This is a genomic window from Streptomyces sp. NPDC006309 (assembly GCF_040613095.1).
Taxonomy (GTDB): domain Bacteria; phylum Actinomycetota; class Actinomycetes; order Streptomycetales; family Streptomycetaceae; genus Streptomyces.
This window is the reverse complement of record NZ_JBEXRO010000017.1, coordinates 1-12,932: the sequence shown is the minus strand read 5'-3', so window position 1 is coordinate 12,932 and position 12,932 is coordinate 1. Positions and strand designations below refer to the sequence as shown.

The following is a 12,932-nucleotide window of genomic DNA, read 5'->3' as shown; positions in this document are numbered from 1 at the left end:
CCCTCAGCCGAAGAAGTTCCGTACGTGCTCCAGACCGTCGACCAGTGCGTCGATCTCGGCCGGCGTGGAGTACAGATAGAACGACGCTCGCGTGGTCGCAGGAATTCCGTAGCGCAGGCAGACCGGACGGGCGCAGTGGTGCCCGACCCGGACCGCGATGCCCTCCTCGTCGAGGACCTGGCCCACGTCGTGCGGGTGGATGTCACCGAGGGCGAAGGAGATCGCCGCGCCCCGGTCCTCGGCCGTCGTCGGGCCGATGATGCGCAGGTCCGGCACCTGTGCCAGGCGCTGCACCGCGTACTCCGTCAGCGCGTGCTCATGGGCGAGGATCCGGTCCATGCCGATCGCGTTCAGGTAGTCGATCGCCGCGCCGAGACCGACCGCCTGCGCGATCGGGGGCGTGCCGGCCTCGAACTTGTGGGGCGCCGGGGCGTACGTGGACGAGTGCATCGAGACCGTCTCGATCATCTCGCCGCCGCCCAGGAACGGGGGAAGGTCCTCCAGCAGCTCCTGGCGGCCCCACAGCACGCCGATGCCCGTCGGGCCGCACATCTTGTGGCCGGTGAAGGCCACGAAGTCGGCCTGGAGGGCCTGCACGTCCAGCGGCATGTGGGGGGCGGCCTGGGAGGCGTCGATGCAGACCAGCGCACCGACCTCCTGGGCGCGGCGGATTATCGCCTCGACCGGGTTGACCGTGCCCAGGATGTTCGACACCAGCACGAAGGAGACGATCTTCGTCTTCTCGGTGATGATCTCGTCGATGTCGGACAGGTCCAGGCGGCCGTCGTCGGTGAGGCCGAACCACTTCAGCTTCGCGCCCGTGCGCTGCGACAGCAGCTGCCACGGCACGATGTTGGAGTGGTGCTCCATCTCCGTGATGACGATCTCGGTCTCGTGGTCCACGCGGTAGGGCTCGTCGGCCCAGCCCAGCATGTTCGCCACGAGGTTCAGCGACTCGGAGGCGTTCTTGGTGAAGATCACCTCGTCGCGGCTGGGCGCGTTGATGAACTCCGCGACCTTGTCGCGCGCGCCCTCGTACAGCGCCGTGGCCTCCTCGGCGAGCACATGCACACCGCGGTGGACGTTGGCGTTGTAGCACTCGTAGTACTCGCTCAGGGCGTCCAGCACCTGGCGCGGCTTCTGGCTGGTCGCCGCGTTGTCCAGGTACACGAGCTTCCGGCCGTCGTGGACCACGCGGTCCAGGATGGGGAAGTCCTTGCGGATCGCCTCGGTGTCGAGGAGGCCCGGCAGCTGTGTCACGCGGATGCGCCACCCTTCACGTATGCCTCGTAGCCCTCGTTCTCCAGCTTGTCCGCGAGCTCCGGGCCGCCCGACTCGACGATGCGGCCGGCGGTGAAGACGTGGACGTGGTCGGGCTTGATGTAGCGCAGGATGCGCGTGTAGTGCGTGATCAGCAGGGTGCCGACCTCGCCGGTCCCGTGGACGCGGTTGACGCCCTCGGAGACGATGCGGAGCGCGTCGACGTCGAGGCCGGAGTCGGTCTCGTCGAGGATCGCGAACTTCGGCTTGAGCAGCTCCAGCTGGAGGATCTCGTGGCGCTTCTTCTCACCGCCGGAGAAGCCCTCGTTGACGTTGCGCTCGGCGAAGGACGGGTCCATGTGGAGACGCTCCATGGCCTCCTTGACCTCCTTCACCCAGGTGCGCAGCTTGGGGGCCTCGCCGCGGACGGCGGTGGCGGAGGTGCGCAGGAAGTTGGAGACCGAGACGCCGGGGATCTCCACGGGGTACTGCATCGCCAGGAACAGGCCCGCGCGGGCACGCTCGTCGACGGACATCTCCAGGACGTTCTCGCCGTCGAGGGTGACGGTGCCGCTGGTGATCGTGTACTTCGGGTGCCCCGCGAGGGAGTAGGCGAGCGTCGACTTGCCGGAGCCGTTGGGGCCCATGATGGCGTGCGTCTCGCCCTGCTTCACGGTGAGGTCGACGCCCTTGAGGATCTCCTTCGTGGCGTTGTCGGCCTCGACGGTGACGTGCAGGTCTCGGATTTCAAGCGTTGCCATGGGTGCCTCAGGACTCCTGGGTGAGGGAGACGAGAACGTCGTCCCCTTCGATCTTTACGGGGTATACGGGGACGGGGCGCGTCGCGGGGAGGCCGGACGGCTTGCCGGTGCGCAGGTCGAAGGCGGAGCCGTGCAGCCAGCACTCGATCTGGCAGTCCTCCACCTCCCCCTCGGAGAGGGAGACGTTCGCATGGGAGCAGATGTCGTGGATGGCGAACACCTCGCCCCCGGTCCTGACGACCGAGACCGGCGTGCCGTCGAGTTCCACCCGTTTCGGGGTGTCCTCCTCCAGCTCGCCCAGCCCACAGACGCGTACGAAGTCCGGCATCAGACCGACGCTCCCAGCTCCTCGTCGATCTTCACGAGAAGCCGCTCCTCGATGTCGTCGACGCCGATCTGCTGGACGAGCTCGGCGAAGAAGCCGCGGACCACCAGGCGGCGGGCCTCGTCGGCCGGGATGCCGCGGGCCATCAGGTAGAAGAGCTGTTCGTCGTCGAAGCGGCCGGTGGCGCTCGCGTGGCCGGCGCCGACGATCTCGCCGGTCTCGATCTCCAGGTTCGGCACCGAGTCGACCCGCGCGCCGTCCGTGAGGACCAGGTTGCGGTTCATCTCGTAGGTGTCCGTGCCCTCGGCGCCGGCCTCGATCAGCACGTCGCCGATCCACACCGCGTGGGCGCCCTCGCCCTGAAGGGCGCCCTTGTAGGCCACGTTCGACTTGCAGTGCGGGGTGTTGTGATCGACCAGGAGGCGGTGCTCCTGGTGCTGGCCGGCGTCCGTGAAGTACAGGCCGAAGAGCTCGGCCTCGCCACCCGTGCCGGCGTAGGTCACGCGGGGGTGCAGACGGACGAGGTCGCCGCCGAAGGTGACCACGAACGACTTGAAGGTGGCGTCCCGGCCGATCAGCGCGTTGTGCTGGCCCACGTGGACGGCCTTGTCGTCCCAGTCCTGGACGGAGACGACGGTCAGCTTGGCGCCGTCACCCAGGACGTAGTCGACGTTGGCGGCGAGCACCGCGTCACCGGTGTGGTCGATGACGACGACGGCCTCGGCGAAGGCGCCCAGCTCGATCACCCGGTGGGCGTAGGCGGTTCCGCCCTCGCCGTGCACGGCGATACGGATCGGCTCGGTGAGGACCGTCTCCTTGGGGACGGTGACGACACCGGCTTTCTCGAACGCCGAGTACGCCTGGGCGGCGACGCGGTCCACCGGGGTGCCGGCCCTGCCGATCCGGGCGTCGTCACGGCCGACGGTCTCGACGATGACTCCCTCCGGAGCGTCGATGGCGACCTTCAGGCCGTTGCCGGTGGCGACCGCGGTGCCGTCGTGCAGCCCGCGCAGCCGCTCCAGCGGCGTGAACCGCCACTCCTCCTCGCGGCCGTGGGGGACCGGGAAGTCCGCCACGTCGAAGGACGGGGGCGCGCTCATGCGCGTGGCGACGGTCGACTCGGCGGCCACCGCGATCTGGCCGGCGGTGGTGGACCCCACCGGGATATTCGTAGCCTCAGCCATGGCTGTCGGTCTGCTCTCTTCCTGCGTCAAGAAATCTGGCGACTGCTTCGGGGGCGGGTCTTAACCGACCGCGCCTTCCATCTGAAGCTCGATCAGCCGGTTCAGCTCCAGCGCGTACTCCATGGGCAGCTCCTTCGCGATGGGCTCGACGAAGCCGCGCACGATCATCGCCATCGCCTCGAACTCGCTCAGACCGCGGCTCATGAGGTAGAAGAGCTGGTCGTCGGAGACCTTGGAGACGGTGGCCTCGTGGCCCATGGACACGTCGTCCTCGCGGACGTCCACGTACGGGTACGTGTCGGAGCGCGAGATGGTGTCGACGAGCAGCGCGTCGCACAGCACGTTGGACTTCGAGCCGTGCGCGCCCTCGGCGATCTCCACCAGGCCACGGTAGGAGGTACGGCCGCCACCGCGGGCGACGGACTTGGACACGATGTTGGAGGACGTGTTCGGCGCCATGTGGACCATCTTGGAGCCGGCGTCCTGGTGCTGGCCCTCGCCCGCGAAGGCGATGGAGAGGGTCTCGCCCTTGGCGTGCTCGCCCATCAGGTAGACGGCCGGGTACTTCATCGTCACCTTGGAGCCGATGTTGCCGTCGACCCACTCCATGGTCGCGCCCTCGTAGGCCACGGCGCGCTTGGTGACCAGGTTGTAGACGTTGTTCGACCAGTTCTGGATGGTCGTGTAACGGCAGCGGGCGTTCTTCTTGACGATGATCTCGACGACCGCGCTGTGCAGCGAGTCCGACTTGTAGATCGGCGCCGTACAGCCCTCGACGTAGTGCACGTAGGCGCCCTCGTCGACGATGATCAGGGTCCGCTCGAACTGGCCCATGTTCTCCGTGTTGATGCGGAAGTAGGCCTGGAGCGGGATCTCGACGTGCACGCCCTTCGGCACGTAGATGAAGGAGCCGCCGGACCACACCGCGCTGTTCAGCGACGCGAACTTGTTGTCGCCGACCGGGATGACCGTGCCGAAGTACTCCTTGAAGAGCTCGGGGTGCTCCTTCAGGGCGGTGTCGGTGTCGAGGAAGATGACGCCCTGCTCCTCCAGGTCCTCGCGGATCTGGTGGTAGACGACCTCCGACTCGTACTGGGCGGCGACACCGGCGACGAGGCGCTGCTTCTCGGCCTCCGGGATGCCCAGCTTGTCGTAGGTGTTCTTGATGTCCTCGGGCAGCTCCTCCCAGGACGCCGCCTGCTTCTCCGTGGAGCGCACGAAGTACTTGATGTTGTCGAAGTCGATGCCCGAGAGGTCCGAGCCCCAGTTGGGCATGGGCTTCTTCTCGAAGAGCTTCAGGCCCTTCAGGCGCAGCTTCGTCATCCACTCCGGCTCGGACTTCTTGCCCGAGATGTCACGGACGACGTCCTCGTTCAGGCCACGCCTGGCGGAGGCACCGGCCACGTCGGAGTCGGCCCAGCCGTATTCGTACTTGCCCAGGCCCTCGAGTTCGGGGTGAGCAGTCTCCGTGGGGAGAGTCATGCGGGGTTCCTCCCGGCCGTGCTTGCAGGTGCGTCAGTGGAAATCTCGGGGATGAACGTCGTGCAGACGCCGTCGCCGTGGGCGATGGTCGCCAGTCGCTGGACATGGGTACCCAGCAGCTCCGCGAAGACCTCGGTCTCCGCCTCGCACAGCTGCGGGAACTGTTCCGCGACGTGGGCGACCGGGCAGTGGTGCTGGCAGAGCTGCTCGCCGACCGGTGCGCTGCGCGCCGTAGCAGCGTACCCGTCGGCGCTCAGGGCCCTGGCCAGCGCTTCGGCGCGCTTGTCGGGGCCGGCGGCCTCGATCGCCTCACGGTACGCGCTCGCCTGCGCGGTGATCCGGGCGCGGGCGAAGGCGGCGACCGCCTCGGCGCCGCCGCCCTGCTCGGCGATCCAGCGGAGCGCGTCCGCGGCGAGCTTGTCGTAGGACTGGTCGAAGGCGTCCCGGCCGCAGTCGGTGAGCGCGAAGACCTTGGCGGGGCGCCCGCGCGTGCGCGTGCCGTAGACCCGCTGTTCGCGTGCCTCCACGACGTCGTCGGCCACCAGCGCGTCCAGGTGACGCCGTACGGCCGCCTGGGTGAGTCCCAGCCGGCCGGCGAGTTCAGCGACGGTCGACGGCCCGTGGTCCAGGATGGACCGCGCGACCCGGTTGCGCGTCGAGCGCTCACCGGTCGCTAGCTCCTCCTGCGGGGTCCCCACCGGGGTCTCCCGAGCCTCACCGACGTTTTTCACAACGCCATTGTTGCGTAATTCCGCGGAGACTGACAAGCGGCGTCCCGATCACCGGGCGGTGCCCTGCGTCACTTAGGTGAACCTAATGTGACCTGCGGATATGATCCGCGACCGCTCACCGCGGGAGTTCCCGCCGATCAAACCGGTGGCGTCGGCCCGCCCCGTCGGGAAGACTCCCGGACCATGCCCACACCCCCTCCCACCGGCCCTCTTGTCACCCGGGACGGCGTCGCCGCGGGCCTGCGGCTGCTCGGTGTCGAGACCGGCGAGATCCTCCTCGCGCATTGCTCCCTCAGCTCCCTCGGCTGGGTCAACGGCGGGGCCGTCGCGGTCGTCCAGGGGCTCCTCGACACGCTCGGCCCGGCCGGCACGCTCGTCGTCCCCGCCCACTCCACCCAGCTGTCCGACCCGGCGTCGTGGAGCAGGCCCCCGGTGCCCGAGGAGTGGTGGGACCGGATCCGGGCCACCATGCCCCCGTACGACCCCCGGAGCACGCCCACGCTCGGGGTCGGCGTGATCCCCGAGACGGTGCGGACCTGGCCGGGCGCCCTGCGCAGCGCCCACCCGCAGACCTCCTTCGCGGCGGTCGGCCGGCACGCGCGGGAGGTCACCGACGGCCACGCCCCCGACTGCCGGCTGGGCGAGCGCAGCCCCCTGGCCCGGCTGGAGGAACTGGGCGCCCGGGTGCTGCTGCTCGGCGCCGGCTATGGCTCCTGTACCGCCTTCCACCTCGCCGAGTACCGGACACCGGCACCACGCGTGCGGGTCGGCCGGCCCGCTCCCGGCGGCGGCTGGGAGACCGTGACCGAGGTGTCGGTCGACTCCACCCGGTTCGACGAGCTGGGGCACGACTTCGAACGGGACCGGCCCGTCGTGCGCGGCACGGTGGGCGCGGCGGACGTACGGCTGTTCCCCGTGGCGGACGCCGTGGCCTACGCCGAGCGGTGGCTGCCGCTGCACCGCCCCCGGGAGGAGGACTTCCCGCACCCGGCCGCCTGACGGGCGGGCGCTCTCCCTAGACTCTGGACTCATGCGAAGTGAGCCCGTGGTCCAGGTCCAGGCCCTGGTGAAGCGGTACGGCACGAAGACCGCGGTGAACGGCCTCGACCTGGTGGCCCAGCCGGGCGTGACCGCCGTACTCGGCCCCAACGGGGCGGGGAAGACGACGACCGTCGAGACCTGCGAGGGGTACCGGAAGCCGGACGGCGGCACGGTGCGCGTCCTCGGACTCGATCCGGTACGGCAGTCCGCGCGGCTGCGGCCCCGCATCGGCGTGATGCTCCAGTCCGGCGGGGTCTACTCCGGCGCCCGCGCCGACGAGATGCTGCGGCACATCGCGCGGCTGCACGCGCATCCGCTGGACGTCGACGCCCTGATCGAACGCCTCGGCCTCGGCTCCTGCGGCCGGACCGGCTACCGCCGGCTGTCCGGCGGCCAGCAGCAGCGGCTCGCGCTCGCCATGGCCGTCGTGGGCCGCCCGGAACTGGTGTTCCTGGACGAGCCGACCGCCGGGCTCGACCCGCAGGCCCGCCGCGCCACCTGGGACCTGGTACGGGACCTGCGCGCCGACGGCGTCTCGGTGATCCTCACCACGCACCACATGGACGAGGCCGAACAGCTCGCCGACGACGTGGCGATCATCGACGGCGGCCGGGTCATCGCCCAGGGCTCCCCCGAGGAGCTGTGCCGGGGCGGCGCCGAGAACACCCTGCGCTTCACCGGCCGCCCCGGCCTCGACGTCGGCTCCCTGCTCAAGGCCCTCCCGGCCGACTGCACGGCCGCCGAGCTGACCCCGGGCAGCTACCGCGTCACCGGCAAGGTCGACCCGCAGCTGCTGGCCACGGTGACCTCCTGGTGCGCCCAGCACGGGGTGATGCCGGACCGGATCTCGGTGGAGCGGCACACGCTGGAGGACGTCTTCCTGGAGCTGACCGGCAAGGAGCTGCGCGCGTGACCACCACGGGTACCTACACCCCCGCCCCCGGAGCCGCCCCGCTCCCCCGCATGATCGCGGCGCAGGCGGCACTGGAGACCAGGATGCTGCTGCGCAACGGCGAGCAGCTGCTGCTGACGGTCGTCATCCCGGCCCTGCTGCTGGTGCTCTTCAGCACGGTCGACATCGTGGACACCGGCGCGGGCGAGGCCGTGGCCTTCCTCGCTCCCGGCATCCTCGCGCTCGCCGTGATGTCGACGGCGTTCACCGGCCAGGCCATCGCGACGGGCTTCGAGCGCCGCTACGGCGTCCTGAAGCGGCTCGCCTCCTCCCCGCTGCCGCGCTGGGGCCTGATGACCGCGAAGACGCTGTCGGTGCTGGTCACGGAGGTCCTCCAGGTGATCCTGCTGACGGCGATCGCCCTCGCCCTCGGCTGGTCCCCGCACGGCAACCCGTTCGCGGTGTTCCTGCTGCTGCTCCTGGGCACGGCCGCGTTCTCGGGCCTGGGCCTGCTGATGGCCGGCACGCTGAAGGCGGAAGCCACGCTGGCCGCCGCCAACCTGGTCTTCCTGCTGCTGCTCGTGGGCGGCGGGGTGATCGTCCCGCTGGAGAAGTTCGGCCCGGCGGGACAGCAGGTGCTCGGCCTGCTGCCGATCTCCGCCCTGTCCGACGGGCTGCGGGACGTGCTCCAGCACGGCGCCGGCATGCCCTGGGGCGACCTCGGTGTCCTCGCCGTGTGGGCGGTGGCGGGGCTCGCCGCGGCCGGGAGATTCTTCCGCTGGGAGTGACCCTCGTGAACGCGTGCACAAGCGGCGGCCTACGATGGTGGACGTGCCAAAGCTGAACCGCGCCGACGCCCGGGCCGCCCTGCGCAACCCGCTCGCCCTCATCGCCGACCACTGGACCCCGGATCCCCGGACCGTCCGGCGAGCGGCGCTCGCCGCGCTCGTGATGTCGGTGGTCATCGTCGTGACCGGCGGCGCCGTCCGCCTGACCGGCTCCGGGCTGGGCTGCCCGACCTGGCCCACCTGCACCGACGACTCGCTGACCACCACCCGGGCCATGGGCTTCCACGGGGTCGTGGAGTTCGGCAACCGCATGCTGACGTACGTGCTGTGCGCGGCCGTCGGCTGGGCCATCGTCGCGGCCCGCGCCCAGAAGCCCTGGCGGCGCACCCTGACCCGGCTGGGCTGGGCGCAGTTCTGGGTGGTCATGGGCAACGCGGTCCTCGGCGGTGTCGTGGTGCTGGTCGGCCTCAACCCGTACACGGTCGCCGCGCACTTCCTGCTCTCCTCGGCGCTGATCGCCGTCGCCACCCTGATGTGGCAGCGCGCCCGGGAGGGCGACGGAGCCCCGCGTCCGCTGGTCGGCGCGGCGGTGCGGCAGCTGGTGTGGGTCCTGGTGGCCGCGTCGGCGCTGCTCATCGCGGTGGGCACGGTGGTGACCGGGGCCGGGCCGCACGCCGGTGACTCCAGCGAGGTCGAGCGCATCCCGATCGACTGGGAGACCGTCGCCAAGCTGCACGCGGTCCTCGCCTGGATCGTGGTCACGCTGACCTTCGCGCTGTGGTTCGTGCTGAAGGCGGTGGACGCCCCGAAGGAGCCGGCCGCGCGGACGCGGGAGCTGTTCGTCGTCCTGCTGTGCCAGGGCGCCCTCGGGTACGTCCAGTACTTCACCCACCTCCCCGAGGCCCTGGTCGCCGCGCACATGGCGGGGTCCGCCGTGATGTGGATCTGGGTCCTGCGCGTCCTGCTGTCGCTGCGGGAACGGGCCGCGCTCGTGGCGGACCTGCCGGGTCCCGCCGCCGAGGTGACGGTCGGCTCCCGCGCCTGACCCGTCCGTACGCGGCCACGAGGGCGTCGATCGCCGGTCCCGGGTAGGCGCGGGTCGGCGCGGCGGGCACGGAGTGGCGTAGCGTCGGCGGGCGATGTCCTCGACGGCCTCGGGAGGCGCGCCCGGTGCGGGCGGCCCGCCGAGCGCCTCCTTCGTGCCGATCAGCCGCCCCTCGCGCGGGGCGGCACCCGCCCGGGCGTTCGCGCTGGTCGCGTACGGCGAAGTCGGTGAGCTGCCGGTCCGGCACCGCGGGCAGCAGCGGCTCCTGTCCCCGCCCGTGCAGCACCCGGTCGGCGCAGCGGCCCGTGGCATCGCCCCGGTCTGCGTGGACGGGGGTACGGCGGTACCGCCTCATCCCAGCCCGTACACCCGGCGCGCGTTGTCCGCCGCGATCAGCCGGGCCACCCGCTGGGCGTCCGACCGGACCCACGCGCCCTCGGCGACCCAGGTGCCCAGGACGCGGGAGAGCGCCTCGCGGAAGAGGTGGGCGCCGACGACGTGCAGTTCGGGCAGGCCGTGGGCGCCGGTGGAGAAGAGGATCTTGCCGAAGGGGGCCAGTTCCAGGGTCTCGGCGAGGACGGTGGCCGCACGGGCGCCGGTGCGCACCAGGGCGGCGCCGGAGTCGGCGTACACGTGCGGGAAGACGCCGGCCAGGTGGGCGGTGTGCCGGTGGTACGGGTAGCCGTGCAGCAGGACGAGGTCGGTGCCGAGGCCGGCCGTGGCCCGGACGAAGTCGGTGAGCAGCACCGGGTCGGTGCGGTCGATGCGGGAGCCGGGCTCGCCGAGGCCCGCGTGCAGCTGGAGGGGCAGGCCCGAGGCGACCGCGTTCCACAGCAGATGCTGCAGCAGCACGGGGTCCGTGAGCGCGCCGCCGACCCGCCGGCCGGCCAGCCAGCGGCCCGCCGCGCCGCGCACCTCCCCCGGCCCCGGCGGTTCCGGCGCGAGGGCCAGGCCGTGTCGCAGGCCCGCGACGGAGGTGAAGGCGACGGCGGTCGCCGCGGCTCCGTGCACGGACTCGGCGAGGTTGGCGAGGAAGGACTCGACGGTCCCGGAGGTGTCGGCGACCTGTTCGGCGAGCGGCTCCAGACGGACGATCTCCCGGGCCTCGGCGTTCCCCGCGGAGGCCATCTCGGCGGGGCCGGTGAGGTCCCCGGGCAGGCCCGTGTCGACCAGGTAGGTGGTGATGCCGGTCCCCCGCAGCAGCCTGCGGCCCGCCTCCAGGGCGCCCAGCTCCCGGCGCCGGGCCAGATAGCGGGCGGGCGCGCAGTGCGGTTCGAGGCCCAGCAGGGGCGGGCACCAGCGGCGTACGGCGAAACCGGTCTGCGTGTCGAAGAGGGTGGTGCCCGGCGCCGGGGCTCCCTCGGTGCGGGACAGCTGCGCCTCGAAGGTGCCGAGACCCAGCTCCGTCCGCAGTACGCCGTGGCAGTACTGGTCCACGAGGGATGGCGTTTCGATCATTCCGGCTCCCCCGTGAGGACGCGCGCTGTACTGCCTTGCCCGTCCTAACGGGTCACCGGGGCCCGAGGTCGCGGCGTGCGGGCCGCGCCGCGCACGCCGCGCGGCGAACGGGGCGCTCCACGCGGTCCGCCACGGACCCGCGCCGGCCCGCGGACCGCTGGTCTGCGGACGCGCCGCGCCGCCGACCCCGCGCGAAGGCGGGGGCCGTCGGCTCAGCCGCCGCGGAGGCCGCAGTCCTAGCCCGGCACCACGGCCCGCAACGCGCGCGGGACGCGCGCACGTACAGCCGTGCGTGGGCCGACTACCGGGCGGGGCGGGACCACGGCTCACCCGCCATGGAGGCCCCGGCCGAACCCGGCACCACAGGCCACGACACGCGTACGGTTCGCTCGGCGGGTGCGGGGCCAGCGGCTCAGCCGTCTCACAGGCCACGAGCCTGACCCGACGCCCCGGGCCACGACACGCGCGGGCCGCTCCACGCATGCTGGCCGCCGACGGGTCGCTCGGCAGACCCCCGCGCGACGGCACGCCACGGCTCAGCTGCCATGGAGGCCCCGGGGAGCCCGGCGCGACAGGCCACGACGCGCGTGCAGGGCGCGCCGCGGTACGGGCCGCCGCGGAGGCCACGAGCCGAGCCCGGCGCCGCAAGCCGCGACGCGCGTGCAGGGCGCGCCGCGGTACGGGCCGTGCCTGGGCCCGACTATGGGGCGGGGCGGGACCACGGCTCAGCCGCCGCGGAGGCCCCGGGGGCCCGGCGCGACAGGCCGCGACGCGCGTGCGGGGCGCTCAGCGGGTGCGGGCCAGCGGCTCAGCCGTCTCACAGGCCACGAGCCTGACCCGGCGCCCCGGGCCGCGACGCGCGGGCCGCTCCACGCATGCGGACCGCCGACGGGCCGCTCCGGGGGCACCCACGCGACGGCAGGGGTCGGCGGCTCAGCCGCAGCGGAGGCCGCAGGCCGAGCCCGGCGCCACGGCCCGCAACGCGTGTGCGGGACGCGCCCGCGTACGGCACATGCGTGGGCCGACTACGGGACGGGGCGGGACGACGGCTCAGCCACCATGGAGGCCCCGGCGAGCCCGGCGCGACAGGCACGACACGCGTACGGGGCGCGCCGCGCGTACGGTCCGCTCAGCGGGTGCGGGGCCAGCGGCTCAGCCGTCTCACAGGCCACGAGCCTGACCCGACGCCCCGGGCCGCGACACGCGCGGGCCGCTCCACACATGCGGACCGCCGACGGGCCGCTCCGGGAGCACCCGCGCGACGGCAGGCGTCGTCGGCTCAGCCGTCGCAGAGGCCCCAGGCCGAACCTGGCGCCGGAGGCCGGCTGGCGCCCATGCGGGCAGCCCCGCGCGTGCGGGCCGCAGGCGGGTCGGTCCGCGCACGCCGGCAGTGGGCAGGGCTTGCCGGCTGCGGGCGCGGCGACCCGCGCGTGTCGGCCGCCGGCGGCACCGCTCGCGGGCGCCCGCGCGGTTCAGGCGTTGGTGGGGCCGCCCAGCTGGATGCCGGCCATCCGCTTCCACTCGTAGGGGCCCGTGCGTACCTTCGCCGCGAACTCGCCGTCGAAGGACTCGTGGACCGTGATCCCGGACGCGCGCACCGCCTGCTCGGCGACGGCGAACGTGGGGGCCACCAGGTCCCCCCAGCCGCCGTCCTCGCCGACGAGGACGATGCGGGCGCCGCGCTGGCCGAGGTAGGCCACCTGGCCCTCGGCGCCGCCGTGGGCCTTGGAGAAGGCGCTGATCCGCCGGGCGAGCTTCGCCACCGTGCGCTCGGTCCTGGCGTCGGCCTTCGGGTCAACCTGCTGCGTGTCTGCCATGGCCAGGATGCTACCGACGGGTAGATCGAACGGCGACGGGAGGGGTGCGTGGCCTTGGCCACGCGGCCAGCTCGGGGGCGGAGATGCCGGCGCGCGCCAGGACCTCGACGGCCCGGGAGCCCGGATCCGTGACGAGCGCCGTGAGCAG

At 72.5% G+C, this 12,932-nt stretch carries 12 protein-coding genes; 4 read left to right on the top strand and 8 right to left on the bottom strand.

The annotated features are described in order from the left end of the window. Positions 1 to 3: 3 nt before the first annotated feature. The 6 genes from ABZ117_RS21695 to ABZ117_RS21670 are packed head-to-tail and all read right to left on the bottom strand — an operon-like array spanning position 4 to position 5,743. Positions 4 to 1,260, bottom strand: a complete 1,257-nt coding sequence (locus ABZ117_RS21695; RefSeq protein ID WP_356823089.1) for a cysteine desulfurase — start codon at positions 1,258 to 1,260, stop codon at positions 4 to 6. Beyond that, on the bottom strand, positions 1,257 to 2,021 hold the full coding sequence (gene sufC / locus ABZ117_RS21690; RefSeq protein ID WP_356823087.1) for a Fe-S cluster assembly ATPase SufC: 765 nt from the start codon (positions 2,019 to 2,021) through the stop codon (positions 1,257 to 1,259). The genes ABZ117_RS21695 and sufC overlap by 4 nt, the downstream gene beginning before the upstream one ends. Positions 2,022 to 2,028: 7 nt before the next feature. After that, positions 2,029 to 2,349 carry a non-heme iron oxygenase ferredoxin subunit gene (locus ABZ117_RS21685; protein WP_356823085.1) on the bottom strand — a complete coding sequence of 107 codons (321 nt, stop codon included), beginning with the start codon at positions 2,347 to 2,349 and terminating at the stop codon, positions 2,029 to 2,031. After that, on the bottom strand, positions 2,349 to 3,530 hold the full coding sequence (gene sufD, locus ABZ117_RS21680; RefSeq protein WP_356823083.1) for a Fe-S cluster assembly protein SufD: 1,182 nt from the start codon (positions 3,528 to 3,530) through the stop codon (positions 2,349 to 2,351). Before sufD ends, ABZ117_RS21685 begins: the two co-directional genes overlap by 1 nt. 60 nt (positions 3,531 to 3,590) lie before the next feature. Then, a complete protein-coding gene (gene sufB, locus ABZ117_RS21675; RefSeq protein ID WP_356823081.1) occupies positions 3,591 to 5,012 on the bottom strand; it encodes a Fe-S cluster assembly protein SufB in 1,422 nt (473 codons plus the stop codon). Next, positions 5,009 to 5,743 (bottom strand): metalloregulator ArsR/SmtB family transcription factor, encoded by a 735-nt coding sequence (locus tag ABZ117_RS21670; RefSeq protein ID WP_356823079.1) that lies wholly within the window; start codon positions 5,741 to 5,743, stop codon positions 5,009 to 5,011. Before ABZ117_RS21670 ends, sufB begins: the two co-directional genes overlap by 4 nt. A 183-nt stretch (positions 5,744 to 5,926) precedes the next feature. Here ABZ117_RS21670 and ABZ117_RS21665 point away from each other — a divergent pair, with 183 nt between their 5' ends. The 4 genes from ABZ117_RS21665 to ABZ117_RS21650 are packed head-to-tail and all read left to right on the top strand — an operon-like array spanning position 5,927 to position 9,509. Beyond that, positions 5,927 to 6,742 carry an AAC(3) family N-acetyltransferase gene (locus ABZ117_RS21665; RefSeq protein ID WP_356823077.1) on the top strand — a complete coding sequence of 272 codons (816 nt, stop codon included), beginning with the start codon at positions 5,927 to 5,929 and terminating at the stop codon, positions 6,740 to 6,742. A 31-nt stretch (positions 6,743 to 6,773) separates the two neighbouring features. Continuing rightward, entirely contained in the window at positions 6,774 to 7,697 is a 924-nt protein-coding gene (locus ABZ117_RS21660) for an ABC transporter ATP-binding protein (RefSeq protein ID WP_356823075.1), read from the top strand. Positions 7,698 to 7,747: 50 nt separating this feature from the next. Beyond that, entirely contained in the window at positions 7,748 to 8,464 is a 717-nt protein-coding gene (locus ABZ117_RS21655; RefSeq protein ID WP_356823327.1) for an ABC transporter permease, read from the top strand. 34 nt (positions 8,465 to 8,498) lie between these two features. Beyond that, entirely contained in the window at positions 8,499 to 9,509 is a 1,011-nt protein-coding gene (locus tag ABZ117_RS21650) for a COX15/CtaA family protein (RefSeq protein ID WP_356823073.1), read from the top strand. Positions 9,510 to 9,860: 351 nt separating this feature from the next. Here ABZ117_RS21650 and ABZ117_RS21645 read toward each other — a convergent pair whose 3' ends face one another. Beyond that, complete coding sequence (locus ABZ117_RS21645) at positions 9,861 to 10,967, bottom strand: amidohydrolase family protein (protein WP_356823071.1); 1,107 nt, start codon at positions 10,965 to 10,967, stop codon at positions 9,861 to 9,863. 1,472 nt (positions 10,968 to 12,439) lie between these two features. Continuing rightward, complete coding sequence (locus ABZ117_RS21640) at positions 12,440 to 12,784, bottom strand: hypothetical protein (protein ID WP_356823069.1); 345 nt, start codon at positions 12,782 to 12,784, stop codon at positions 12,440 to 12,442. Between the last annotated feature and the right edge of the window lie 148 nt (positions 12,785 to 12,932).

Coding starts and splice junctions, on each gene's coding strand:
- sufC (WP_356823087.1), bottom strand. CDS start 2,021: ATGGCAACGCTTGAAATCCGAGACCTGCACGTCACCGTCGAGGCCGAC.
- sufD (WP_356823083.1), bottom strand. CDS start 3,530: ATGGCTGAGGCTACGAATATCCCGGTGGGGTCCACCACCGCCGGCCAG.
- ABZ117_RS21660 (WP_356823075.1), top strand. CDS start 6,774: ATGCGAAGTGAGCCCGTGGTCCAGGTCCAGGCCCTGGTGAAGCGGTAC.
- ABZ117_RS21665 (WP_356823077.1), top strand. CDS start 5,927: ATGCCCACACCCCCTCCCACCGGCCCTCTTGTCACCCGGGACGGCGTC.
- ABZ117_RS21645 (WP_356823071.1), bottom strand. CDS start 10,967: ATGATCGAAACGCCATCCCTCGTGGACCAGTACTGCCACGGCGTACTG.
- ABZ117_RS21640 (WP_356823069.1), bottom strand. CDS start 12,784: ATGGCAGACACGCAGCAGGTTGACCCGAAGGCCGACGCCAGGACCGAG.
- ABZ117_RS21650 (WP_356823073.1), top strand. CDS start 8,499: ATGGTGGACGTGCCAAAGCTGAACCGCGCCGACGCCCGGGCCGCCCTG.
- ABZ117_RS21655 (WP_356823327.1), top strand. CDS start 7,748: ATGATCGCGGCGCAGGCGGCACTGGAGACCAGGATGCTGCTGCGCAAC.
- ABZ117_RS21685 (WP_356823085.1), bottom strand. CDS start 2,349: ATGCCGGACTTCGTACGCGTCTGTGGGCTGGGCGAGCTGGAGGAGGAC.
- sufB (WP_356823081.1), bottom strand. CDS start 5,012: ATGACTCTCCCCACGGAGACTGCTCACCCCGAACTCGAGGGCCTGGGC.